Source organism: Pontibacter sp. YIM B11418, assembly GCF_059278805.1.
In genome coordinates this window covers 102,024-124,202 of record NZ_JCAEMH010000007.1, presented here as the reverse complement: position 1 = coordinate 124,202, position 22,179 = coordinate 102,024, and the positions used below count along the sequence as shown (strand labels likewise).

Here is a 22,179-nt window from a genome sequence, read left to right as displayed (position 1 = left end):
CCTGTATTCAGAATTGTGCCTATTTTTAGCGGATGAAACAAATTTACGCTATTCTGATAGGTATAGCCTTGCTCTTTACAGGGTATAGCGCGCAGGCACAGAACCTGGATATAACGGTGAAATACGTTACCGAGCACGGAAAGGAAGTGAGTCCTGCCGAGGCGGCTTATTTCATTGTGGCTAAAGAGGACTCGCTTGGCGGCGGAACAAAAACAAAGCTTAAAGTGGGAACCAACGTTAAGGTGAGCCTGACTACTTATCAGGATATTGACGGCGGCAAGTATGGCTACGGTATACAGCACGGCCCCAGCTACGAATGGTACGAGAACGACCAGCTGAAAATGGAGCAGACCTTCCACAACGATAGCCTGACAGGCAATTACAGAACATGGTATGAGAGTGGCAAGCCAAAGGTAAGTCGCAAATATTTCCGCAACATGCCTGTAGACACGCTCCATGCCTATTACGAATCGGGCATGCTGCGCAGAACGGAGGTATACAGCAAAGGGAAAATGATGGCCGGCAAGGTATACGACGAGGCTGGAGCAGAAATTAAGTACCTTCCGATGGAAGTGATGCCCGCTTTTCCGGGCGGGGAGAGGCGCCTGCTGCAGTGGCTTGCTACCAATGTGCGGTATCCGCAAACAACCCAGAAGGACGAAGCGCAGGGGATGGTGTTTATCTCTTTTGTAGTGGATAAAAGCGGCCGTATCAGCAACCCCGAAGTGATCAAGGGCTTTCATGCAGACGCCGATGCCGAGGCTCTTCGGGTCGTACAGGCCATGCCCACCTGGAAGCCCGGGCTGCAGGAGGGCGAGCCCGTGCCGGTGCGTTATACCTTGCCGTTGCGGTTTTCACTGCATTAAAAAACCTCTGAATATAGCTTTTTACTATATTTTATTACTTCAAGGTCTTCCGGGCCAACTGTAGCACGAAGTTTGAGCCGTGTTAGGTCGAACAATTAGTAAAGACCTATGAAAAAAACTGTACTGTTCATACTGCTGGCCGGGGCTGTTTCGCTTACCGCTTGCTCCCCAACATTATACCCCGAAGTGGACGAACGCCTGACGACACTCCCGTCGCAACCACACCCCTACGATATAGAAGTGTTCTTCGCCGGAGAGTGGCCCCAGGAACCGTACATTAAACTGGCGGCGCTCGAGACCAGAAGCGGAGGGAATGTGCCTTACGCCTACATGATCAAAAACCTGCAGGACAAAGCCAGAGCCTATGGCGCCGATGGGATAGTCATCCAGGACAAGAGTTTTATACCTGATGTACAAGCTGGTGCGGTCACTGGCAATCTGTACACCACTAGCGTAGGTGCCCTTACAGGTATCGCCATCAAATACAAGAAGAATCTGGATACCAACCTGATGCCCAAAACGCAGGAGGTTGAAATGTACGACCCCACGACGGGCACCTATCAGCCCTTGATCAACCTGGCGTACTGGCCGGATGGAGAGCTGAAGGCGAAAGAGGAACTGCACGGGAATGCGGCATTCATTTACAGCAACTACATAGGCAGCTATACCTTGCGCTACCTGCAGGAGCGTGGGCCGGGCTGGTCAAACCGCACACAAGAGGGCTTTGTAGTGGAGCGTGAACTGCACAGAGACGGCATGCTGCAAAAGCACATGGCGTTCGATTACGATACAGCCAGGCGGCTAAAGCAGATCCGGATCAGAAATGTGAGGGGCGCCTCGGAAGAGATAAACTTCGTGTATGACGAGGCAGGCAGGCTGAGCCAGCGCACCATTTTACGAAGCGGCAAGCCTTACATCGAGGAGGTATACCGCTACAACGAAGCGGGGCAGGCCTACGAAGTGCAGGTATACAACACGAACCTCCCCGAAAAACTGCCGCTTTTGCGAAGTTCCTATACCTATTACACCCCGGAGGAAATCTGAAACCCCGGTTCTGCAGTATAGTAGCCTATGACGCGCTACCTGCTGCTTTTCCTGACGGGCTTTGCCCACGCCCTCCTGATCCTGCTCTATACCGACCTGGCAGGCGATGAAGCGCTCTTTGACCGGAGAATGGGGTTGATGGCGGCGGTTCCGCTTTTTGCCTTCGCTTCGTGGCTCACCTTGTTCAGCATGCGGTTGGGCGCGCTGGTGTCCCTGCCCTGTCTGCTGCTGCTCGTTTACTGGAACCTGCGCACCGCCGAGCGTATCATAGCCGAGAGCGCTGCCTTCGATACGGTTATTGCCATCACCCACCTGGCGGTGGGCCTGATAGCCCTGGTCACCTTAGTGACCAGCCTTCGCTACGTATTTAAAACGAAGCTGCCGTGGAGAGCAGGCACCCCTTCACCGGGGCTGGTGCTGAAACTGCTCCTGACCGCTATACCTATTACGCTGGGAACTGCCTATCTACTGTATGCCTGATCTGTTTCATAGATAAGAAGGGTAGGGTTTTCTGAATAGCAGGCACTAGGAAAATACGAATCTGCAAAAGCCTTGAAATGAGAAAAGCCCCGTCAAAATGACCGGGGCCTTCTCTCACCTTAAAACAAACTAATCTAAACTTTAACTAACCTTATCTTTATAGCTGCCGGGGCAGATTTTATATCACTTTTCTAAAGCTATACTGTATATAGCTAATAAAATTCAAAAAAATCACAGAGAGATTTGCGTGTTTAGGAATTGCTCCACATATTAGCCTTCCGGTTTAGTGTCTCTCTCAATTCGGGTGCAAAATTATGGTTTTGTTTTTATAAAACAAAACAGCAGACATAAATTATTTTGTACTTTCTGTATATGCCTGATCCTCAGGACAATAATTTTATTTTTCTTCCTCCATTAGTTCGTTCATTTGTCTTTTCTCACAGGCTATTTAGTCTTTGGAAGAAATTTCTTGAGCGCTATACCTGGTAGATAAGCAGTAAGTATTTCGCGTTGCCAAGGATAACTTGCTATACCTGACCCATAAAAAAGGCAGTCGGAAATGTGCTGAATCTAAACGCACTTCCGACTGCCTTTTTAACTTTTAAAATCAGGCTTAGATCATCGCCACTGTTTTATTATCGATCTGTGTGCCGTAGGTCTTTTTGTAGTGGACCTTACGCTCCAGCGCTTCGATAACAGGTATAGAGAAGTCCACTCCCTCCAGGTTGCTGGCAGTTGGCATCCCGCCCGGGCTGAACACGTTTATTTCCATTAGCTTGTCCCCCACAATATCCAGGCCCACCATGAACATGCCATCCTGAATGAGCTTTGGGCGCACCAGCTCTACGAGGTCCAGGGCAGTCTGGCTGATTTTAGCGGCTACAGCGGTGCCTCCGGCATGTATGTTGCTGCGGATGTCGTCTTTGCTGTTTACGCGGTGCATGGCGCAATACTTGCCTTTGTACTGCAAGGCCTCTCCGTTCACTACAAAGAGGCGTGTGTCTCCTTCAACGGCCTGTGGCAGGTATTCCTGCGCAATTACGTAACCGTCGCGGCTGATGGCCTCCACGATCTGGTTGAGGTTGGTCGCATCGTCCTTCTTCACCATAAAAACGCCCGAGCCACCCGAGCCCTGCAGTGGCTTCAGGATGATGTTGTTTTTCTGCTCATTAAAGAAATCCTTTATCTCCTCCTTGTCGCGGGTGATGAGTGTGCGGGGGCGAACTGCTTCTGGAAAATGCTGGAAGTACATCTTGTTCACGGCATCGGAGAGCGAAGTCGGGTCGTTGAGCACGATCACGCCGTGGCGCTGTGCCAACTGACCGAAGATAATGCCCGCGTTCTGCGCCCAACCGCGGCCTTCGCCTTCTGACGAAGGATCGTTGCGAAGCATCAGCACATCTATTTCCGGAGCAGTCACGCGGGCCTGCTTAGCCTTGGGCCCTTGTATGGCTTCCAGAAAGGTGGCCGGGGATTTATACTTTTGCTTGGAGTCAGCAAAAGTGGCCGTGGCGCCCATGTAGCCATCGGGATAATAAGCCAGGTCACCCACGCCCATCAGCAGCACCGTGTGCCCCAGATTGTGCATGCGTTGCGCCAGAAAGATAGTGGTATGGTCGGGCTTTTCTGTTTTTACGTCGTTTACTACGAATCCTATTGTCATGTCTATATATCAGTATTTGTTGGGATTAATTTTCCAGTAGGTTAAATACTGATATCCCTGCTTTTAGTTTTTCTAGTTTGGGTTGCACGGCCGGATCAGTGAGGTAGCGCGGGCGAATTGGCACGGGTCGCAGCACCTGCCGGTAGATGAGTTCCTGCACAATGGGAATGTACTCCTGCCGGATCTTACCAATCAAAAGCGGTTCCAAATCGTTGCCTTCTTTGAGGTAGTGCAGGAGGTGCACGAGCCCGCGCAGGTATACGGCGTCTTTGGTGAGTCCGCCTCCCCGGTGCACGCGCATGGTGACGTTAAAGGCCGTTTCATCGTCGAACTTATACGCATCTTTTAGCCGGCAGAAGTTGTCGGTAAAGTTGCAGCCTTTGACAAGGTGGTGCACGGCCACCACGCGGGCAGCCAGTATGCGCAGCCGGTCCTGGTCGAGGCCACCCACGAGGTACTCGCTCAGCACGGCCAGCCCTTCCTGCAATTCCTCGTAGCCCGGCGCGCCTACATACAACTGCTGCAGTGGCTGGGCCTTTCCGTTGAAATAGGTGAGAATGTGTGTACCCACCTCATGTTGAATCAGTGCTTCGGCGCGGTGGCGTGGTATTTTGGCATCGGTGCCAATGTTGAGCCTGCCTTTAGAGACGATGAGCCCGACAATGTCTTTGCGGATGTCCACCCCCGAGTCGAGCGGCGGGTACTGGCTCTTCAGAAAAGCGATTTCACGCTCGGCTAGGGCAGCAAACTCGTCTACAGGTATAAGGGGCACATCTTTCTGGCGGGCAGGCTCCGGTATAGCGGCCAATATACCTTCCGCCACTTTCAACAACTGCTCGTCTACGCCGCCAAATAGCTGCATACTGCTGTACAGAAAGTGCGGCGTATTGCGGTTGGCCAGCATACTCAGGGTTTTGTCGAGCTCGTTGCGTTTGTCCCGGAACAGATAGGCCAGTGTTGGATCTTCCACCTTCTCGATGGGAATGTTGTAGAGCTTGCGCTTGAGCAGGTCGGCATCCATGGGCATGAGGCGGTAGTGGAAGTTGGGTGCCTGCCTGAACTTAGTTATGCGGAACTCCTCCCAGGCCTCAGCAGCATTAATGGGCGTGACGAGCAACAGAAACCGGAACTGGTCGCTGATGCCCTTAAGCTGCTTGTCGATGCGCCAGACAGCGGGCACCACGGCCTGCCGGCCCAGCGCCTGGAAATGCTTGGGATGATGGGTGGTCTGCACGCGCACAAAATCGAACACGGCCTTTTTGATGGCGCTCGAAACATAACTCCGAAGCGTGCGCTGCAGCAAGGGGTATACCTGTCCGGTGCCGGCCTGGCGGTAAATAGGCTTCAGCTCGAGCCCGAGCATGAGTGTGCTGTGCTTTTTCAGTTCTTCTTCGCTCATCAGGCTCCTAGGTCCCTCCAGCAAGGCCTGGTTGGAAGCCGTGGTCACCATAACCGACAGGTTGCTGATCTTGATGCTGGCTAGTTCGTTCTTAAGCGTGCGAATGGTGGCAGGCAGTGCTTCCTCAGGGCCCAACACCCGAAAAGTCGGGCTGTCGGGTGGGCTAGTGTCCGGAGCGGCGAAAAGCTCGAGCACCATAAAAGCCCCAAACTCGTCGGCCATGGCCTTGGCTATCTCACCTATCAGCTGCCGCAGCTCGGGCGTTTGCTCTTCGCGGGCAATGATGTAGGCCGCTTCGGCCTTCACGAAGTCGGCGGTGGCATGGTCGGGCTGGCCTGCCGGGTGGCGGTAAAGCACCAGAAAGGGCAATGGCCGGTCGATGTGCAGCAGGCCCCCCTCAGGTAATCTTCTGCGCACCTGCCGGCCACGCTTCAGACTCCGGACAATGCTTTTTATGAAGATATCAGAGATGGTATCGATCATGGCGAGAGGGTTTTGCATACCTGTTCGCGCGCTGCCAGTACTGGTGCTACCGTGCTTTGCAGCGCTTTTCTGATTTCCTGCAGCTGGGCCTCGTCTGGTTTGCCCGTCCACTCGTCCATGAAAAATTTTTTGAACTCGATGGAGATGACGCAGGCGCGGTCCGGGAAGGTATCGTGAATCCAGCGCATGAAGTGGCCGCCCTCAAATTTGATATTCTCGCGCACATCGAGCTGTCGGCCCTGGTAGTTGTATTGCTGCAGGCTCTCCGTAAAGACATCGACCACAGGTGCCCAGAGCTGTCGGTTCATGTTGCCGGTGCCAAGGTTCACCTCGGGGTTTTCCTGTGGGCTGGCTTCAGGACCGTCAGCGCCGTCGCGGCGGTGGTTGTAGGTATGCAGATCGTACACCACAAAGCAGCCGTGGCGGTCCACTATACTTTGCAGCATCTTTTTTACGTTGGCATAAAACTGGTCGTAGCGGGCCAGCGACTCCTGTGCCAGTTCATCCGAGAGCTCGTCTTTCCAAACGGTGAGGCCCCAGGCGTCTTCGGGTTTGCGGTAGATGGCTTTCTCGCGCGGACGGTTCAGGTCCATTTCGAAGCGGGAGTTTAAACCTATTACCTGGTTGTCGGTTATACTTACCCAGCCCGCCGTGAAAGGGTCTTCCTCGCGTAGTCGTTCATCTGATGACAGCGAAAAAAGGGAGCTGATGTTGTCTCGGACGGCATGGCCGTCGTGTATGGCTGTGGCGATAAGAGGGCTTTGGCCTGTCGTGATGGTATAATATGGTTTTGCTTGTGTAGGGTCAGGCATAAAATCTTTTTGAAAACTTTTACCCGATATTTATACCTAAGGTTATTTAACAGGCATGTTTGTTTAAACCTTGATATTCAATCACAAACAGTTTATAGTGTTGATCGAAAGCTTAACGCGGAATAGTTTGTAGATTCGTTGGAAATAAATAGATTTAAAAGTCCAGAACAAAATTAGATACTATAAAGTATAGCTATATACCAATTGTTTCACCAAAGACCAGAGGTGCCCATGCGTCAGATTTACAAGAATGCGCTGCTAGCTATTGCAATTTTCTCAGTGATCCTGCTCATGCAGAGCCTAAGGAACGGAGGGCTCTTCCTGACAGAATCGCTTACCATCGGATTATGGTTTGCCATTGGGGTAACCGGAGCCCTGTTAGTGAGCAGGGGAATGCTGGCCTATACCCGGTAACACCTCCTGTGCTTGTATAATGAGTCCGCTGCCTTATCTTTACAGGAAGAGAATAAGGTTTGCAGATGGAAAACAGTTACGCAGCAGTGGCCTCTGAAAAAGAGGATAGTCAACTGCTGGAAATTTTAGGAGAACATGCAGCATACGAGCCGGAAGCCATACTGGCCGTGATCGCTGAGATTGAAAAAAGAAATATCGAAGCTCCGAATCTGGAGCAAATAAAGCAGGATACCCTGCAAGCCCTTCAACAGCGAGAGATACAGTTGAACCCTGAACCCGCGGGGCCGACTTCCTTCGCAGATAAATTCAAAGACTTCTGGACGCTCTTCGTGCCGCAGCGTCACTACTTTGTCACGCCGATCCTGGTCAACATTAACATCGTTATTTTCGTGCTGCTGGTGCTCACGGGCATGCACGTGCTTTCGCCTGAAGGTGAAGACCTGGTGAACGCGGGAGCCAACTTCGGTCCCTATACCCTGACCGGCGAGCCATGGCGTCTTTTCACGTCCATGTTCCTGCACATCGGCATCATCCACCTGCTCGTGAACATGTATGCACTGGCCAGCATAGGCGGTGCGTTGGAGCCACTTGTGGGCCGCAAGCAGTTCATCACGGCCTATGTGCTTTGCGGACTGGCGGGCAGCCTGGCCAGCCTGTGGTGGGACCAGCAACGCATCAGTGCCGGTGCCTCCGGAGCTATTTTTGGCATGTTCGGTATGTTCATGACCATGGTGCTGCTGGAGCGGCGGATGACCTGGGCAGAGAAAAAAGGCATGGTGTACAACATGCTGGGCGTTATTGCGCTGAACCTGGTCTTTGGCCTGCAGGGAGGTATAGACAATGCGGCGCACACGGGAGGCCTGGTGCTGGGTATAGCCTATGGTGCCGTGTTGATGCTACGCTCAGGCAGATACTTCACGCAACATTATAATCTACGCGGGAGCATCGTGACGGTGGCACTATTGCTAGGTGCTTTTGTGGGTCTATATTTGCAAATACCGACTGAGAATGCCCGATACCTCACTATGCTGGACCGCTTTGGCGAGCGCGAGACAAAGGCGATGGATGTGATGAAGGAAATGGAGCTAGATGCCACTCTGATCAATGGGGGGAAATATTTGCCAGGGCTGGAGCATGGTATAGCGCTGTGGGACGAGAGCATCAAGGATCTGATAGCGCTACAGGAGTTGCCCGACCTGGGCGAGCAGCAGGCAAAAGAGGTTGAGATTTTGCTAAGCTATACGCAGCTGCGCAAAACGTCCTATACCATGATGCGCGACGATATACAAAGCAACAAGCCGTGGATGCACGAGAAGCAGCAACAGGTGCTGTGGGCCATCAGTACGTATGTGCAGGAACTGCAGACATTGCGGGAAGGAAAGGAGCCTGAGTCGAAAGAAACTGAAAGCGAGATACCCGTCGATGTGGAGGTAGACGACCTGGAAATGCTGGATCCGGACTCAAAACCCCTGTTTGTGATAGACGGCGAACCACTGGAGCAAATGAATCCGGATGATGTAGAAAAGATCATTCACCCGGACGACATTGCCTCGGTAACAGTGCTGAAGGGAAAAGAGGCGGTGGCACTCTACGGGGAGGAGGCCCGGAATGGTGTCGTACTCATCACTAAAAAGAAGGACTAACCTATAGAAGAAATAGAATCGATATCAGTTTTGAAAGAAGAGTAAGCCGTAGCTGGGTATGGCGAGAAAGCCCGGAACGGGGCGATCGAGATAATTTCAAAACAGAAGTAAGCGCAATAACGCGATTAACGATGTGGATTGATATGCTAAGTAGTTGATGGCAGTAGTCTATACCTTGGGTGTGCTGTCATGAACTTGAGTGAACGCTCTAAACGCTCTTCGGGATTTACTAATCCCGAAGCTTACTGCTGGGGATGTCCACATCCCCGTGCGCCAGCACACGCGGGTACAGTTGGGATTCGGATAGATAAATCAGAATCAGCTCTGCAATTCAGCTTTTCTAAATTCCTGAGTTGGCGGCAAAGGGTATACTGCTCCCTGTTTGTTATAGCTATACCTGTACGGCAAACATCTCTCAGGCGCCAGCCTATACCTTGCAATGTCCTTTTGTAGGGGAGTATCAAAAAGTATGATTTTTTTCTGAGGCTCAAGCAACCTTTCCGGAATCTGCGCATCTATTAGGCAGTGAAAAGCTTCAGAGAAGTATAGCCTGCTAAGCCGACACACGCTTAACCAAAACCATCAAACAGATAAAACCATGAACACCATCAACATCTACAAAATGTTTGCCTCTATTTTTGTAATGGCCTTACTGCTATCAAGCCTGACCGCCATGGCGCAGGATCGTCGTAACCTGAAAGGGGAGGGAGAACCTGTGTCACAGAACAGAACCGTATCCGGCTTTAAAGGAATCGATGTGGGCGGCGGCTTTACGGTGGAGTTAACGCAGAGTGGTAAAGAAGGCGTACGAATTGAGGCTCAGGAGAACCTGCTTAACAGCATCCGGACGGAGGTAAAGGACGGGGTGCTCCACATCTATACCTCTGACAACATCAGCACCAACAAAGGTCTGAAGGCTTATATCTCTATCAAAGAACTGAACATGCTTGATATCAGCGGCGGCGTGAAAGTGACCGGCAACTCTACCTTTAAAGCTGATGCGTTTAAAATGGATCTGAGCGGTGGCTCTAAGGTAACGCTGGCGCTAAACACCAAAAAATTGACAGCCGACATGAGCGGTGGCAGTAATGTAAAACTCAGCGGCCGCGCCGACGAAATGCGCATGGATATGTCGGGAGGCTCTAAAGTAGACGCGTCTGAGTTGGAGGCTAAGGATGTATACCTGGAAGCCAGCGGCGCCAGCAATGTGAAGGTGTTTGCCAAAAACAAGTTGAGCGTAAATGCTTCGGGTGCTACCAAAGTAGCCTACAAAGGCGACCCAAGTGTATCGTCAAATGTGTCGGCGGCAGCCAAAATTTCTAAGATGTAAGAGAATACACTGCATATAAAGCAGAAAAGGGCAGCCCGCTGGGTTGCCCTTTTCTATTGTACTAACTTTTTATACCTACTGGCGCACCGGCACCGGCAGTACAGGCAGACTGGTATGGCCCAGCTCGTCAGTAGCCTGCACGGCAAAGAAGTAATTGTCTTTCGAGTAAGGCAGTGTCACTTTCGTGTCTTTCACAAAAAACTTCTTGTCCCAGGTCTGGCTGCTGGTTTCGCGCATCAAGATGTAGTAGCCTGCTGGTTTTTTACCTTTAGCGGGTGCATCCCATTTCAGGTCAGTTTTGTTGGTGAGGTTGGCCGTGAGCACACCCACTTTCTCAGGAGCATGCGGTGCTCTGCCCAGGTTTGCCATCGTTGCCAGGTTCACAGCTGTGTTTTTGCGCAGGTACTCGAAGTCCATAAACTCGGTCAGGTCGCCGTACTGCTTGCCATTTTCTTTGCGTACGTCCTGGTGCTGATGGTCGAAGTCTTCGTTCATCTCGCTCATGCGCACCGCAGCATAGCCCTGCTGATTGAATGGCGTATGATCACCACCACGCAGAAAACGGTCTGGACGGTAACCGAGCACTACCTCAATCTGGTCTACATACGCCTCGCCAGTCATTTTCATGTAGCGGGCCAGATTGCGGCTTGGGCCATCGTTTTCGGAACCCAATGTACGGCGAAGTCTCGCTTGTTCTTCCGTTTCGTTGGAAGGAGTGGCTTCGCTGAAAACACGCACGCGGGTGTTGTCGTGGATGCCCATTTCAGCGGAGTAGGAGTTGCCTACAATGTCGTTGTTGAGAACAGCCACCAGGTTCCAGCCCTCTTTCTTCACGCGTTCTGCCATGTGGCGGGAGCCGTACAAGCCTTGCTCTTCACCCTGAAAAGCCACAAACACAAGGGTAGCCGGGAACTGACGCGAAGCCATCACGCGGGCCATCTCCATCACAATGGCCACACCGGAGGCATCGTCGTTAGCACCGGGGGCCTTGCTTTTAGCGTCCATCACGTCGGTAGCGCGGGAATCGAGGTGGCCGGCTACGATGATTACGCGATTGTCATTCGGGTCAGCACCTTTGAGAGTGGCGACTACATTGGCCATCTCCACATCTTGCGGTATACGGCGGCCGTCGCTCTTTACGGTATAACGATCCATGTCCACGGTCATGCGGCCGTTGGAGGCTTTGGCGTATTTCTCAAATTCTGATTTTACCCATTCGCGGGCAGCGCTTATACCTCTTTTCTTGTCAGTGGTTGAGCTCAGGGAGTGCCGGGTTTCAAAAGAGACCATTTTATCGACGAGCGACCGCAGGTTGTCTGCCGACACTTCATTGACCATTTGCTTGATTTCTTCGTCGTGTGTGGCTGGGGCCTGTGCCGCTACGGTTTGGCTAAGGTATAGTCCTGCCAGCATGAAGAGCGCCAGCAGTCGGGTGAACTTTGTTCTGTAAGTCATTTGTGTTAGGTGAGGTCGGTTAAGTGCTTAGTTGTTTAGATTTAGATTCTAAATATAAGCAGCTTCAGGAAAGAATGAAAAGAAAGGCTGAGCCAAAGTATAGGCAAGCGCAGGTATAACAGAGAAATCAAGGCTGAGGTGTAAACTCCGGGGCAAACTCAGGGTGTATAGTTCAGCTGGCAGCGCTCGCCTTCGAGTTTGTAGAGTTCCGCCTCAACGGCAATGCCATGTTTGGCCTCGGTAAGTTCTGTTTGGTAGCGCTGCGCCAGTTCACGGCGCTTGATAGCTTCCAGAAAACGCCGGGCATCTTCGCGGCTTTCCAGCGTGAGGCCGGGCACCTGCGTCGGTTTGTCATCGTCGCCTTTGGCTACCATGGTAAAGTATGAGGTGTTGGTATGTTTGACTATACCTGTTTTCACGTTCTCGGCGATCACTTTTATACCTACCATCAGCGAAGTATTGCCCACGTAGTTTACCGAAGCCAGCAGGGATACCAGTTCTCCCACCTCCACGGGTTGCAGAAAATGTACTCCATCTACTGTTACAGTCACGCAATAATTGCCGGCATGCTTAGCGGAGCAGGCGTAAGCCACTTTGTCCATGAGCGAGAGTAGAATGCCACCGTGTATCTTGCCGCCGAAGTTGGCGTAGCTCGGGATCATGAGTTCGGTAAGGGTGGTGCGGGAATAGGAGACAGGTCGGAATGCAGGTATAGCCATGTTCTGTTTATCGATTATGGCAAGGTATACGGGACCGGCAAAAGCGGGGGTACGCTATTGCTGCAAATAAGGAGCTACTTCGGAGAGCTTAAAAGAAACAGAAGCGCCATCTATCGACAGGCATGCTTCAGGTAGGCCAAGCGAGGCATGAAAAACGAGCAGGTCATCTTCAAAGCCGATACTCAGCTCATCGAAACCAAACGCAGGTATAGACTCCACCATAGCAAAGCAGTCACTAAAGTCAGGGTCACCTGAGAAGAGCTGGTACTCCGCTTGAATCCGTTGGTTGATTTGCCGGAGCAAATCGTCTCGTTTTTCGTTGAAGAGGAGTTCGTTTTTAATCGGCACAGATTCCTCATTGTCCAACTTGTACAGGGCGTACTCCCAGCTGTAGCGACCTTTGTAGTCGGGCATGCCGGTAGCCACCGATCTATAATTTTGGTAAGTGCAGGTTCTGACGATGATCGGATCTTCGGAGCCCGGATTGTCTTCGTCTTTTTCCTCGCACGCAGTGGCCGTGCTTTCAGTTGCTGTCTGTTCTTCGGGTTCAGGTTCAGAGGAAACTTCCATAACGGGTGCATCCGTTATTGTTTCTTCTGCCGACTCGATTGTAACGCCGTCAGCTTCTGTCAGGCTTCGTTTACTTTGCTCACAACCAAAACTCATGCTCAAAAACAGCACCGATGGAATTAAAAACGCAAGGTTTCTCATAAAAAAGCAGCAGGTATAGCGCCTACAAAAATACTACTTCTTTCACCACTTCGTCTCCCATGGCGCGGTTGAGCAATTCTGCCACTTTGCTTTTCGACATGTTGAGCTCGTGCTTGAGGGGGGCGGAGGTGAGGCGCACAAACAATTTCTGATCCCGGAAATAGAGTTCCTTCGTTTTCATGGCGATGGGCTTGCCCATGATTTCCTCCCAACGCTGCACCAGGTCCACCTCATTGAGCTTGCCCTGCAGCCGGTAGGCCTTCAGCAACCCTTTGATGCTGTCGCCGATGGTCTGCACGTCAGCCTTTCGCTTCGCAATCTCCTCTTTCTTCTTGTAGTAGCGCACGGGTGGTTGGTTTTTGAATGAGCGGGTTGGTTTTAACAGAAGCATGCATTTCAGGCAAATTGCTGACTTCTGAAAAACTTCCGGGGGCTTTCCGTTTGGCTTTTAATTTCCTCTCGTAAAGCTCAGGCAAAAGTAATCATAAAGCTGCAGAGTTATAGCTTATGCGCTGGTTATAAGTTATACAGTAACGGCACCGAGTTAAAAAGCAGCCCGCTTCTACTAACTTTCGAAGCCACAGCGTTGGCAATTCTGCTCTCCCTTCAGCTTGCCTTGCGCATCTATTGTAAACTGGCAGCATGCCACAAACTTCTCCTTCAGCATTTCTTTCGCGCGGTGTACCCTCGACTTGGTATTGGCAAGCGAAACCCCCAGCAGTTTGGCCACCTCCTGTTGCTTTTTGCCTTCCAGGTTAATCAACTCCAGCACGTTCCTATACTTTTGAGGAAGTTCATGGATGAAGGATTCGAAACAGCAGTACATGTCCCTACTCTCTGGCTCCGACAACCTTTCAAGCGTCGTATCCTGTAGTTCAACCGACTGCCTGTTTTGCTTATAAAAGTCTACAATCTGGTTCCTGGTGATTTGGTAGGCCCAGGCCTGCACGCGGGAATGATCTTTAAGTTGGGGCAGGTTGAGGTGGATCTTAATGAAAACTTCCTGCAGAATATCTTCTGCCTCCGCCTGGCTCCTGACTCTTTTCAGAATAAAGCGGTAGAGGTTCTCTTTCAGACCATTCCAGATATGTAAAGTGTCTTTCTGCATTTGGTGTAATTTTAAGGTGAGGAGAGATTGCCCCTCCTCACTTTATACCTTGTTAACAACAATTTACGCAGTTTTCACATTCGCATTTTTCGCACGTGCACTGGCTATCGGCACAATTTCCACAATCGCAGTTGGCACAATTGCAATCAGGGCAGGTACAGCCTCCTTGCTTCTTTTCAGTTTCTTCGTTTAACAGCATGATCGTCTTCATAAGATTGAATTTTAAATTATCTGTGCTGTAGACTGCGAAAGCTCCAAAAGGATTCAAAGTTTCGGAGGTATAAAAATGCTACTGCCCGGAGTACGATGAAATACCGCTCTACCTGGTAACATCAAGGCGAAGGATAAAGTTGAATCCAACAACCAACCATTACTCGATCAACTTCACCGTTCCCTCCTTTACCTCAAACCTGCGGATCTGCTCCGACAGGTTTTCCAGGATCTTATCTGTCCGCTCCAGGTGTGTATCGGTCAGGAAGATCTGGCCGAAGGTATGGGCGGCGACCATTTGCATAAGTTTAGTGATGCGTTTCTCGTCGAGGCGGTCGAAGATGTCGTCGAGGAGGAGGAGGGGCTTGTGGTGCTGGCGCTCGGACATCACCTCGAAGTGCGCCAGCTTCAGGGCGATCACATAGCTCTTCTGCTGGCCCTGCGAGCCGAAGCTCTTCACGGGGTTGCCGTCCATCAGGAACACAAAGTCGTCTTTGTGCGTGCCCACGGTGGTGCGCTGCAGGGCGCGGTCCTTCTGCTCGGCCTGCTCCAGCAGCTGCGCAAAGCTGGCGCCGGGGAGCTGGCTTTTGTAAGTGAGCGTCACGGTTTCGTGGCTGTCTGAGATGTGGCGGTAGTGCTTCTGGAAAACCGGCTCAAAACTCTCCAGAAAGGCTATACGCTCCTGTGCCAGTTGCTCACCCAGCGGCACCAACCGCTCGTTGAGGATGTGCAGGTAGTCGCGGTCGTAGTAGCGGCGCTCGGCAAACTGCTTGAGCAGCGAGTTGCGCTGCTTGAGGACGTAGTTGTACTGGATGAGCTGCTCCAAGTAGGTATGGTTGAGCTGCGAGATCAGGCTGTCGAAGTACTTGCGGCGCTCCTCGCTGCCCTCGCGGATCAAATCAGTATCGTAGGGCGAGATCAGCACCACCGGAAAGCGGCCGATGTGGTCGCTCATCTTCTCATACGCCACCTTATTATGAAGCACCGTTTTCTTCTGGCCTTGCTTCAGACTGCAGGTTACGGTGTGCTTCTCTTCCTCTATCTTAAAGCGCCCTTTTACCATAAAGTACTCCTCGCCCTGCTTGATATTGAGGGCATCGGAGCTGTTGAAAGCGCTGCGCGTCATGGAGAGGTAATGGATGGCGTCGAGCAGGTTGGTCTTGCCGCTGCCGTTGTCGCCGATAAAGCAGTTTATGTGCGGCGAGAAACTAATGTTAGCGTCGTCGTAGTTCTTGAAAAACAGCAGACTTAGATTTTCGAGGAGCATTAGTTTCGTCTTTGATTTCTTTTTCCTTAATTTCGCATGCTAAAACCCGACAGTAAGCCGATTTGCCGTCCATTTTGGGCCGAATCTCGCTAAAAAAGCTGTAGGCACAACAATAACGTTACACAAATACTCATGGCTGATACGAAAGAAAAGGCAAAAGCGAAGTCGCAGAAAGCAAAGGTACAGGCTGAACCATCATTTTCAAAAGAGACCTACATGCGGTGGTACGAGTCGATGAAACTCATGCGCCGTTTTGAAGAAAAGTCTGGTCAGCTGTATGGCCAGCAGAAGATTAAAGGCTTCTGCCACCTCTACATTGGCCAGGAGGCCTGTGTGGCCGGTGCTGCTACAGCGCTCACCAAAGACGATAAGTGGATCACTGCTTACCGCGACCACGCACACCCGCTGGCGCTGGGCTCGTCGCCAGGTGCGATTATGGCCGAAATGTTTGCAAAGGTGACCGGTTGCTCCAAAGGCAAAGGCGGCTCGATGCACATGTTCGACAAAGAGGTGAACTTCATGGGCGGTCACGGTATTGTGGGTGGCCAGGTGCCACTGGGCGCAGGTATAGCCTTTGCCGAGAAGTATAACAAGACCGGCAACGTGTGCATCTGCTACATGGGCGACGGTGCCGTACGTCAAGGTGCGTTCCACGAGGCCCTGAACATGGCCATGACCTGGAAACTGCCAGTGATTTTCGTAATCGAGAACAACGGTTACGCAATGGGTACATCCGTAACGCGTACGTCTAACGTGACAGAGCTTTATAAACTGGGCCTTGCGTTCGACATGCCTTCGGAGCCAATAGAGGCTATGAGCGTGGAGAATGTGCACGAGGCTGTGGCAAGAGCCGCCGAGCGTGCCCGTGCCGGAGAAGGACCAACCCTGCTGGAGTTCAGAACTTACCGCTACAAAGGTCACTCTATGTCTGACCCTGCCAAGTATAGAACCAAAGAAGAACTCGAAGACTACAAAGGCCGCGACTCGATAGAGTCTGTAAAAGCCACTATCCTGAAAAACGGTTGGGCGACTGAAGAGGAACTGGAGGAGATCGACGAGCAGCAGAAGCAGATCGTAGCCGATGCTGTGAAATTTGCCGAAGAGTCTCCATACCCGGATCCTTCTGAGCTGTATACCGACATTTATGTGGAGCCGAACTATCCATATATAATGGACTAAAGTCTAAATATTTAAAGATTAGGAATTAAAAAACATAAATTTGATGTTCTGGTCTTATGAGATTTGGAACGAATCGCTTTTAATTTCTATTTTTGAGTTCTTATTTCAATTAAACTAATGGCAAAAGAGACAGTAAAGAAGCACAGCGAGTTTGAGGAGCTGGTAGAGAGTCCGGAGGTGTTGGCTGAACGCCTGGCGCATTCGGAGGACTTTGTGAAGAAAAACAAGACCAAGCTGCTCGGTGTGTTTGCCGCCATTGCTGCTATTGTTGTTGCAGGTTTCCTGTACTATAACCACCGCACTACCCAGAACCAGGAGGCCCACGAAGCCATGTTCCAGGCAGTATACTACTTCGAAGCCGATTCGCTTAACAAAGCTCTGAACGGCGACGGTCAGTACGATGGTCTGTTGAAGATCTCTGATGAGTATAGCGGAACAGAGGCTGGCAACCTGGCCAAGTTCTATGCTGGTGTTGCTTTACTGAAGCAGGGAAGCTTTGCCGAAGCACAGTCTCACCTCGAAGGCTTTAAGTCAGATGACTACCTGATGCAGGCACGTGCTTACAGCCTGACAGGCGATGCACTCTCTGAGCAGGGCAAGTACAAGGAGGCAGCTGACCTGTATAACAAAGCTGCTAACCACAACAGCAATGCATTCTTCTCACCACTGTACCTGATGAAGGCTGCCGTAGCTTACGAAGCTGCCAACGACTTCAAGTCTGCCGTTAGCATGTATGACAAAATCATCAAGGATTATGCTTCGTCAGCTGAAGTAACTGATGCCAAGAAGTACAAGGCACTTGCTGAGTCACTGGCCGGTACAGCTGCTGCCAACTAAGATCCGATAGGCGAAGGCCTGGATATAAAAAGCGCTTTTGTCTTTCCGGCAAAAGCGCTTCTTTTTTTAAGCTGGTGAGGTATAACACAGGAGCTATACCTGTACGGAGCCTGGTGCTATACCTATACCTGCGAGCTCAACCATCAACAATTTAACAATCAACGATTAAACATATGGCTACTTCTCTCAAAAACCTGAACGACTACAAGAAAGAGGGCTTCGGCGATATATCTGAAAAGAGATTTGGCATTGTAGTGGCCGACTGGCACCACGAGATAACCGATGTACTGTGTGCAGGTGCTATTGATACTTTGCTGCAGCACGGTGCCAAAAAGGAGAACATCTTCCGGAATACGGTGCCTGGCAGCTTCGAGCTAACACTGGGTGCACAGTTCCTGGCACTGCAGGAAGAGATCGACGCGGTGATCTGTATCGGCGTAGTGATCAAAGGCGATACCAAGCATGACGACTACATTAACCACGCGGTAGCAAATGGACTCACCAATGTGTCACTCAAGTTCAACAAGCCCGTGTCGTTTGGCCTGGTCACGACCAATAACCTGGAGCAGGCCCTGGACAGAGCCGGCGGTAAGCACGGCAACAAAGGCGTAGAGGCAGCCGCAGCGGCCATCCACATGCTAAGCTTCTAGACTAGGAGCAGGTATAGAGGTATAAAAAAAGGCCCTTGCTAGTTGTAGCAAGGGCCTTTCTGATTTTATACAAGGGAATACAGGTATAGGAAGGTTAAAAATTATAGCCGATTGCTATACCTGGCCGAACGGCAAAACCACCTCCCAAAAGCATGTCGCCGATTATACCGGCATCAAAGTCTTCTTCTGTCCCCACGTTCACCTTCAGGTTGCCGCCATTGTAGCCGGCTCCCAGAAACACATCAAAAGTAAAGCCGCTGTTAAAGATCCACTGGTTACCGATGGCCACGCCAGCACCTACAGGTTTGTAAGTGGCGCTGTAGTCCCGGCCTTCTTCATCCTGCTTATCCATTGTCAGTTTAAAGCTCCTGATGCGGCCATAGCCTGCCACATAAGGCCCCATGGGCGCCGTTTTGTTTTCAGAGAAGTAATAGCGCAGCTCAGGCGTAAAGCCATACCCCCTGAACTTGACATCAGAAACAGAGATGCCCGAAACGGAAGCGCCCAGCTGCGCACTCAGGTTATCAGTAATGGCATACTCCAGAAAACCGGATCCCGTAAGCGCGAAAGCACTCAAGGGATTTACCTTTATCACTGCTCTACTGGGCTGTTGTGCCTGAGCATGAACCTGCTGGAAAGGTATAAAAAAGAGTGTAGCAGCAGCAAAAGCGAGTATTATTCTGTTTTTCATATATTAATGAGCGTATATCGAACCTAAGTTAAGCAGATCATGTTCAGGCTATCAGCAAGTTCCATTCCAGTATTGCAGCGAGCTGGATAAAAGAGCGGAAAGACAAAATTAAAATTAAAATAAAGAAGGCGGGTAGCAAATTATAGATATAACTTCTATTTTTGCACGAAATTTAGCTTAAATAATAATCTGAACATCAGTGTGGTTCAGTTTTTGGCATAAGTTTGAAGCAGTAAACTAAAACTTCCCCTTTGCTGTTGAGTAGGCACAAGCGCTAACACAACCAAGGAGTAGTTTTTTAAGAAGCAAGACAAAAGCTATAACCTAGTTCTAAGATAGTATAATGAACACAAACGAAGAGAAACAGCGGTATTCCCGTGAGGAATTGGCAGAATTTGAAGCAATCATTCAGGAGAAGCTGACGAACGCACGCAAGGAGGTGTCTTTTATAAAAGAGACCTTGAGCCGCAAAAACGACTCGGGCACCGATAACACGGCATCTCCAACCAAAGTATTGGAAGACGGTGCAGACACAGCGGAGAAGGAAAGCCTGAACCAACTGGCGTCGCGTCAGATGAAGTTTATCCAGCAGCTGGAAAATGCGCTGATCCGCATTAAAAACGGTACTTACGGTGTGTGCATCGTGACGGACAAGCTGATCCCGAAAGAGAGACTGCGTGCCGTGCCACACACACAGCATACCATCGAAGCCAAGCTTCAGCGTAAAGACTAGTCAATTTATACTTTGAATATACTGCAGAACCATATTCAGGCACTGGTATTTTGTGCCCTATCGCCCATAAGCATCGAAGAGGTGCAGCGCTGCCTCACGGAGTCGCTGCAAATGGAGGTGCTGGTAAGTGATGTGCTGGAAGCTATTGAGAATATCAATCAGCAGCTGGCTGAGTCAGGTTTTGCCTTTCAGATATATGCTATAGGAGGCGGCTACCAATTCCTGACCAAACCGGAGTACCAGGAAACGGTCAGCACGTACCTGAAACATAAGTCAAAAAAGAAATTGTCAGCGTCTTCTCTGGAGACGCTGGCAATTATTGCCTACAAACAGCCGATCACCCGCTCGGCCGTAGAGCAGATTCGCGGCGTGGGCTGCGACTATGCCATTCACAAACTATTAGAGAAAGAACTTATCGAGATTAAGGGTAAAGCCGAAACCATTGGGAGACCCGTACTGTACGGCACGTCTCAAAAGTTCATGGACTACTTCGGTATTAACCACATCAAGGACCTTCCACAGCTAAAGGATTTCGCCTCAGAAGAAAACATGATTGGCGAGATAGCCGATTAGCGAACCCCCATCATTCATTAGAGTATACTATTCTTACATATACTGCACACAAAGGGTACAGTAGCGATACTGCATCGATAATTATTAGACAATGGCAACAGAAAACGAAAGACCTTCACGCGACGGCGAAGGCAGAAGATCGTCTGACAGAAACGAGTCAGGCAGACCGTACAACGACCGCGGCGAAAAGAAGATATTTAACAGAAGAGATAAAGGCGAAGGAAGAGATGGCGGAGAGCGCCGCTCTTACGGAAACGATAGAAGAGACGACCGCGGAGACCGCAAATCCTACGGCGACCGCCGCGAAGGTGGTGAGCGCCGCAGCTTCGGAGGCGACAGAGAGCGCCGCGAAGGCGGAGAAAGAAAGTCGTACGGAGATCGCAGAGAAGGCGGCGAAGGCCGTTCTTTCGGTGGCGATCGCGAACGCAAATCATATGGTGACCGCAAAGAAGGCGGTGAAAGACGTTCTTCCGGGGGTGACCGGGAGCGCAAGCCTTATGGCGACCGCAACGAGGGAGGCGAACGCAGATCCTATGGCGATCGCCGCGAGGGTGGTGAACGCAAAGAAGGTGGTGAGCGTCGCTTTGACTCAGAGCGTGGCGAGAGAAAATCCTTTAGCCGCGACAATAGAGAAGAAGGAGCCGAGCGTCGTTCGTTCGGTGAAAACCGTGAAGAAAGAGGTGAACGCCGTTCATATGGCAATGACCGTAGCGAAGGCGGAGAACGCAGATCTTACGGTGGCGATAGAGAACGCAAATCGTATGGCGATCGCCGCGAAGGCGGCGAGCGCAAGCCATACAGTGATAGAAGAGAGAGTGGTGGAGGCCGATCTTTCGGTGGCGATCGCGAACGCAAGCCTTATGGCGACCGCAGAGAAGGCGGTGAAAGAGAAGAACGTGGCGAGCGTCGCAGCTTTGGTGACCGTCGTGAAGGTGGTGACCGTGGCGAGAAACGTTCTTTCGGGGACGATCGCAGAGAAGGCGGCGAAAGACGCAGCTTTGGTGATCGACGCGAAGGCGGCGAGCGAAAATCGTTTGACCGCAAAGACAGCTTCAGCAAAGGTGGCGAAGAGCGCCGTGGCCGCAGTTTCGACAGCAGCTCCGATTCAGAGCACAATCCAGAGACACCAAACTACGACCTGCGCCGCTACAAAGACAATCCGCGCATCAAGAAAACCAATCGCAAAGGCGAAGACGAGGACGGAAGCATCCGTCTGAACCGTTACATTGCCAATGCAGGGGTATGTTCCCGCCGTGAGGCGGATGAGCTGATCCTGTCAGGCGAGATCAAGGTGAATGGCGAAGCAGTAACCGAAATGGGCTTCAAAGTACAGCCTTCTGATACCGTGACATACGGTAAGAAAGTGCTAAGCCGCGAGAAGATGGTATACGTGCTGCTCAACAAGCCAAAAGACTTTATCACGACGACAGAGGATCCGGAGGGTCGCAAGACCGTGATGAGCCTCGTGGAGAAATCCTCGAAAGAGCGTATCTTCCCGGTTGGCCGCCTGGACCGCAATACGACTGGTCTGCTGTTGTTCACCAACGATGGTGAGCTGGCCCAGAAACTGACGCACCCGTCAAACGAGATCAAGAAAATCTACCAGGTGGAGTTGGACAAGCCGATCACCAAAGACGATTTTCAGAAAGTAGTGGAAGGCGTGGAGCTGGAAGACGGCAAAGCGATGGTAGACGACGTGGCCATGTTGGGCGATTCGAAGAAGTTTCTCGGATTGGAAATCCACATCGGGCGTAACCGCATCGTGCGCCGTATTTTTGAGCACTTGGGCTATGATGTGGTAACGCTGGACCGTGTGCAGTACGCTGGCCTGACTAAGAAAGATCTGCCACGCGGCGAGTGGCGCTACCTGTCCGAAAAAGAAGTGATTCGTCTGAAATACTTTATGTAAGCA

At 51.1% G+C, this 22,179-nt stretch carries 22 protein-coding genes; 12 read left to right on the top strand and 10 right to left on the bottom strand.

Annotated elements, in window-relative coordinates:
- Window positions 1-32 precede the first annotated feature (32 nt).
- From AC4QZR_RS17340 to AC4QZR_RS17330, 3 genes are all read left to right on the top strand, one after another.
- Complete coding sequence (locus AC4QZR_RS17340) at window positions 33-866, top strand: TonB family protein (protein WP_494482052.1); 834 nt, start codon at window positions 33-35, stop codon at window positions 864-866.
- A 108-nt stretch (window positions 867-974) separates the two neighbouring features.
- Window positions 975-1,910 carry a hypothetical protein gene (locus AC4QZR_RS17335; RefSeq protein ID WP_494482051.1) on the top strand — a complete coding sequence of 312 codons (936 nt, stop codon included), beginning with the start codon at window positions 975-977 and terminating at the stop codon, window positions 1,908-1,910.
- 27 nt (window positions 1,911-1,937) lie between these two features.
- The gene (locus AC4QZR_RS17330; RefSeq protein ID WP_494482050.1) at window positions 1,938-2,390 is read left to right on the top strand and encodes a hypothetical protein; all 453 of its coding nucleotides are present in this window, start codon (window positions 1,938-1,940) and stop codon (window positions 2,388-2,390) included.
- 613 nt (window positions 2,391-3,003) lie between these two features.
- Here the strand turns inward: AC4QZR_RS17330 and AC4QZR_RS17325 are convergent.
- From AC4QZR_RS17325 to AC4QZR_RS17315, 3 genes are read right to left on the bottom strand one after another with little or no spacing between them, the layout of a single operon-like run.
- Window positions 3,004-4,053: a glutathione synthetase gene (locus tag AC4QZR_RS17325; protein ID WP_494482049.1), complete on the bottom strand. Its 1,050-nt coding sequence runs from the start codon at window positions 4,051-4,053 to the stop codon at window positions 3,004-3,006.
- Between the two features lie 25 nt (window positions 4,054-4,078).
- Window positions 4,079-5,953 (bottom strand): peptidase MATCAP family protein, encoded by a 1,875-nt coding sequence (locus AC4QZR_RS17320; RefSeq protein ID WP_494482048.1) that lies wholly within the window; start codon window positions 5,951-5,953, stop codon window positions 4,079-4,081.
- On the bottom strand, window positions 5,932-6,747 hold the full coding sequence (locus AC4QZR_RS17315) for an N-formylglutamate amidohydrolase (protein WP_494482047.1): 816 nt from the start codon (window positions 6,745-6,747) through the stop codon (window positions 5,932-5,934). The genes AC4QZR_RS17320 and AC4QZR_RS17315 overlap by 22 nt, the downstream gene beginning before the upstream one ends.
- A 231-nt stretch (window positions 6,748-6,978) precedes the next feature.
- Between AC4QZR_RS17315 and AC4QZR_RS17310 the strand changes: the two genes are divergently transcribed.
- From AC4QZR_RS17310 to AC4QZR_RS17300, 3 genes are all read left to right on the top strand, one after another.
- Window positions 6,979-7,161, top strand: a complete 183-nt coding sequence (locus AC4QZR_RS17310; protein ID WP_494482046.1) for a hypothetical protein — start codon at window positions 6,979-6,981, stop codon at window positions 7,159-7,161.
- A gap of 65 nt (window positions 7,162-7,226) precedes the next feature.
- The gene (locus tag AC4QZR_RS17305) at window positions 7,227-8,804 is read left to right on the top strand and encodes a rhomboid family intramembrane serine protease (protein ID WP_494482045.1); all 1,578 of its coding nucleotides are present in this window, start codon (window positions 7,227-7,229) and stop codon (window positions 8,802-8,804) included.
- A 598-nt stretch (window positions 8,805-9,402) separates the two neighbouring features.
- The gene (locus tag AC4QZR_RS17300; protein WP_494482044.1) at window positions 9,403-10,134 is read left to right on the top strand and encodes a head GIN domain-containing protein; all 732 of its coding nucleotides are present in this window, start codon (window positions 9,403-9,405) and stop codon (window positions 10,132-10,134) included.
- Between the two features lie 75 nt (window positions 10,135-10,209).
- On the opposite strand, the gene AC4QZR_RS17295 is transcribed toward AC4QZR_RS17300, so the two are convergent.
- The 6 genes from AC4QZR_RS17295 to recF all read right to left on the bottom strand — a co-directional run bounded on the left by AC4QZR_RS17295 (window position 10,210) and on the right by recF (window position 15,604).
- Window positions 10,210-11,589, bottom strand: coding sequence for a M28 family metallopeptidase (locus tag AC4QZR_RS17295; protein WP_494482043.1), 1,380 nt, complete (start codon window positions 11,587-11,589; stop codon window positions 10,210-10,212).
- Between the two features lie 158 nt (window positions 11,590-11,747).
- The gene (locus tag AC4QZR_RS17290; RefSeq protein WP_253401428.1) at window positions 11,748-12,308 is read right to left on the bottom strand and encodes an acyl-CoA thioesterase; all 561 of its coding nucleotides are present in this window, start codon (window positions 12,306-12,308) and stop codon (window positions 11,748-11,750) included.
- 54 nt (window positions 12,309-12,362) lie between these two features.
- On the bottom strand, window positions 12,363-13,019 hold the full coding sequence (locus AC4QZR_RS17285; protein ID WP_494482042.1) for a hypothetical protein: 657 nt from the start codon (window positions 13,017-13,019) through the stop codon (window positions 12,363-12,365).
- A 22-nt stretch (window positions 13,020-13,041) separates the two neighbouring features.
- Window positions 13,042-13,410, bottom strand: coding sequence for a DciA family protein (locus AC4QZR_RS17280; RefSeq protein WP_494482041.1), 369 nt, complete (start codon window positions 13,408-13,410; stop codon window positions 13,042-13,044).
- A 174-nt stretch (window positions 13,411-13,584) separates the two neighbouring features.
- On the bottom strand, window positions 13,585-14,127 hold the full coding sequence (gene sigZ / locus AC4QZR_RS17275) for an RNA polymerase sigma factor SigZ (RefSeq protein ID WP_494482040.1): 543 nt from the start codon (window positions 14,125-14,127) through the stop codon (window positions 13,585-13,587).
- 370 nt (window positions 14,128-14,497) lie between these two features.
- Window positions 14,498-15,604 carry a DNA replication/repair protein RecF gene (recF, locus tag AC4QZR_RS17270; RefSeq protein ID WP_494482039.1) on the bottom strand — a complete coding sequence of 369 codons (1,107 nt, stop codon included), beginning with the start codon at window positions 15,602-15,604 and terminating at the stop codon, window positions 14,498-14,500.
- Window positions 15,605-15,736: 132 nt separating this feature from the next.
- Between recF and pdhA the strand changes: the two genes are divergently transcribed.
- The 3 genes from pdhA to ribH all read left to right on the top strand — a co-directional run bounded on the left by pdhA (window position 15,737) and on the right by ribH (window position 18,270).
- The gene (pdhA, locus tag AC4QZR_RS17265) at window positions 15,737-16,783 is read left to right on the top strand and encodes a pyruvate dehydrogenase (acetyl-transferring) E1 component subunit alpha (RefSeq protein ID WP_494482038.1); all 1,047 of its coding nucleotides are present in this window, start codon (window positions 15,737-15,739) and stop codon (window positions 16,781-16,783) included.
- Window positions 16,784-16,900: 117 nt separating this feature from the next.
- The gene (locus AC4QZR_RS17260) at window positions 16,901-17,620 is read left to right on the top strand and encodes a tetratricopeptide repeat protein (protein WP_494482037.1); all 720 of its coding nucleotides are present in this window, start codon (window positions 16,901-16,903) and stop codon (window positions 17,618-17,620) included.
- Between the two features lie 173 nt (window positions 17,621-17,793).
- Window positions 17,794-18,270, top strand: coding sequence for a 6,7-dimethyl-8-ribityllumazine synthase (gene ribH, locus AC4QZR_RS17255; protein WP_188500746.1), 477 nt, complete (start codon window positions 17,794-17,796; stop codon window positions 18,268-18,270).
- A 94-nt stretch (window positions 18,271-18,364) separates the two neighbouring features.
- Here ribH and AC4QZR_RS17250 read toward each other — a convergent pair whose 3' ends face one another.
- Entirely contained in the window at window positions 18,365-18,961 is a 597-nt protein-coding gene (locus AC4QZR_RS17250; RefSeq protein ID WP_494482036.1) for a DUF3575 domain-containing protein, read from the bottom strand.
- A gap of 343 nt (window positions 18,962-19,304) precedes the next feature.
- Between AC4QZR_RS17250 and AC4QZR_RS17245 the strand changes: the two genes are divergently transcribed.
- From AC4QZR_RS17245 to AC4QZR_RS17235, 3 genes are all read left to right on the top strand, one after another.
- Entirely contained in the window at window positions 19,305-19,694 is a 390-nt protein-coding gene (locus tag AC4QZR_RS17245; protein ID WP_188500744.1) for a TraR/DksA family transcriptional regulator, read from the top strand.
- Between the two features lie 12 nt (window positions 19,695-19,706).
- Entirely contained in the window at window positions 19,707-20,267 is a 561-nt protein-coding gene (scpB, locus tag AC4QZR_RS17240) for an SMC-Scp complex subunit ScpB (RefSeq protein ID WP_494482035.1), read from the top strand.
- 91 nt (window positions 20,268-20,358) lie between these two features.
- Window positions 20,359-22,176 carry a pseudouridine synthase gene (locus AC4QZR_RS17235; protein WP_494482034.1) on the top strand — a complete coding sequence of 606 codons (1,818 nt, stop codon included), beginning with the start codon at window positions 20,359-20,361 and terminating at the stop codon, window positions 22,174-22,176.
- The last annotated feature ends 3 nt before the right edge of the window (window positions 22,177-22,179 follow it).